The 2166-nt window shown below is 61.1% G+C and carries 2 protein-coding genes and 2 pseudogenes; all 4 read left to right on the forward strand.

From position 1 onward, the window contains the following. Positions 1 to 336 precede the first annotated feature (336 nt). Positions 337 to 771 (forward strand): IS66-like element accessory protein TnpA, encoded by a 435-nt coding sequence (gene tnpA / locus PUT78_RS23980; RefSeq protein WP_420793563.1) that lies wholly within the window; start codon positions 337 to 339, stop codon positions 769 to 771. Next, positions 768 to 1121 carry an IS66 family insertion sequence element accessory protein TnpB gene (tnpB, locus tag PUT78_RS23370; protein ID WP_274354615.1) on the forward strand — a complete coding sequence of 118 codons (354 nt, stop codon included), beginning with the start codon at positions 768 to 770 and terminating at the stop codon, positions 1119 to 1121. Before tnpA ends, tnpB begins: the two co-directional genes overlap by 4 nt. 64 nt (positions 1122 to 1185) lie before the next feature. Continuing rightward, positions 1186 to 1938, forward strand: a pseudogene (locus tag PUT78_RS23375) (IS66 family transposase); the annotation flags it as partial. 76 nt (positions 1939 to 2014) lie between these two features. Beyond that, positions 2015 to 2166: pseudogene (locus PUT78_RS23380) on the forward strand (IS5/IS1182 family transposase); the annotation flags it as partial.

The raw sequence follows: 2166 nt of genomic DNA on the forward strand, positions 1-2166 counted from the left end.
GCCATACCGGCCAGCGGCCATGTCAGCGCCGCAGAGAAAGGCCTGATACATGACCGCACCCGATCACACGCTTGAGCCGTTCAGAAACTACTTGCACTGACGGGGGCATCCATACATGCACAAATCGAGTGAGGGATTCACTGTTTGAATCCAGCATGGTAGCTGGCGGGCATGAGCAGTTGGTCCCCAACGAAGTACAAGTGTTGAATTCCAAGAGGAATTGTAAGCGACGGCCACGCCCCATTGATTTGTCCTGTTCCTGACGCGTGACATGCCTGCGAGAAGGTCTGCGCGAGCAGATGGAGGTTTCGCATGGCGGATGGTGGCGACGGATTTATGGGTCGGTGTGAAATTGTTGAACCGCGACGACGCAATCGCCGATGGCCAGCGGGAGTGAAAGCGAAGATCGTCGCGGAGAGCTATCAGCCTGGGGCTCGGGTCGTGGATGTGGCTCGCAAATACGATTTGCTCCCACATCACCTGTCAGATTGGCGTCGCCATGCCCGGCAGGGTCGGCTGGCTTTGCCGGGTGACCTGATGGATACGCTGAACGGATCGCCTGCGTCGGAGGCGGCGGAGCCTGCCTTTGTGCCGCTGTCCATTCTGCCTGAGCCGATGGATCAGCCGGTGTCTTCCACGGCCGAGGCCTCGCAGGATGGCTCTGGTGTGATGACGATTGAGGTCGGGTCCGATCTGCGCTTGCGTATTCCCGGTGATGTTACGGTGGAGCGCGCGGCGGCGCTGGTGCGTGCATTGCGCGGGGTGACATGATCGTCGCGGGTCAGAGGCTGCCGATCCTGATCGCGACGAAGCCTGTGGACTTCAGGTGCGGGCACAATGCTCTGGCGCTGATCGTGCAGACGGAGCTGAAGCTCGACCCGCATTCCGGGGTGACGGTGGTGTTTCGGTCAAAACGCGGGGACAGGTTGAAGATCCTGGTATGGGACGGCACCGGAATGGTTCTGATCTACAAGGTCCTGGAACAGGGCGGCTTTGCCTGGCCGAAGATTCAGGACGGGGTTATGCGGCTGTCCCGGGCGCAGGCGGAAGCCCTGTTTGAAGGTCTGGACTGGGGGCGGGTGGTGGCGCAAAGGGTGCTGGCACCGACTGCGGCAGGATGACTCAGGCCGTTGTTTTTAGCGTTGATTTATTGGCCTTTCTGTCCCGGATCGGGTAGAAATGCGCATGTCGCAGCCCTTCGATCTCAGCCAGTTTCCAGACCTGCCACCCGAGGTGGTGAAGGCTTTTGCGGCGCAGCAGAAGGCGCTGGAACATGCGAGATTTGAAGCCTCCGTCGAGCGTGCTGCGCGCCAGCACGAACAGGCTGTGGTCGCGGAGAAGGAAGCCTTCATCGCAGAGCTTGAGGCGCTGATCGAGAAGCTGGAAGGTCAGGTTCAGGATTACCGGCGCACGAAGTTCGGGCCGAAATCCGAGAAGCTGGACCCCGCCCAGCTGGAACTGGCGCTGGAAGATCTGGAAACCGCCATCGCTGAAACGCCGGCGCAGATTGCCGAGGTGGAAGAGAAAATCGCGGCCAGTGCGAGCGATCCGGAGAAGAAGAAACCCCGCAAAACACGCAAGGCCCGCGCATTGCCCGAAAGCCTGCCCCGCGTCGAGAGGGTGGTCGAACCCGACAGTATCGTCTGCCCCTGTGGATGCGGTGACATGGTCCGGATCGGCGAAGACCGCACGGAACGGCTGGATTACATCCCCGCGCGCTATCAGGTCATCGTCACCGTGCGCCCCCGATATGCCTGTCCCAAGGGGCGCACAGGTGTGGTACAGGCCAAAGCCCCTGCGCATCTGCTGGAGGGGAGCTGGCCCACCGAGGCGCTGCTGGCACAGATCGCCGTGTCCAAGCATTCAGAATATATGCCGCTCAATCGCCAGTCCGTGGTGATGGCCCGCCATGGTGTGCCTATCGACCGATCTGTGTTGGGGTCTGATGGGCGTTGTTGCAGAACTCTGTATGCGAAGGATTCACATCGTGAATCCATGCGGTTAGAGGGGGTGCATGAGCAAGCCTACACCCGCCCGCTACCGCACGACGAACTGGTCCAGCTACACGGCTTCGCTTCGCAAGCGCGGATCGCTACTGATCTGGCTGGACAAGGAGATGACCTGGCTCGCGCCTCATGACGGCAGCCCAGGTCGCCCCGCGGTGTT

This window comes from Roseinatronobacter alkalisoli (assembly GCF_028745735.1).
Lineage (GTDB): Bacteria > Pseudomonadota > Alphaproteobacteria > Rhodobacterales > Rhodobacteraceae > Roseinatronobacter > Roseinatronobacter alkalisoli.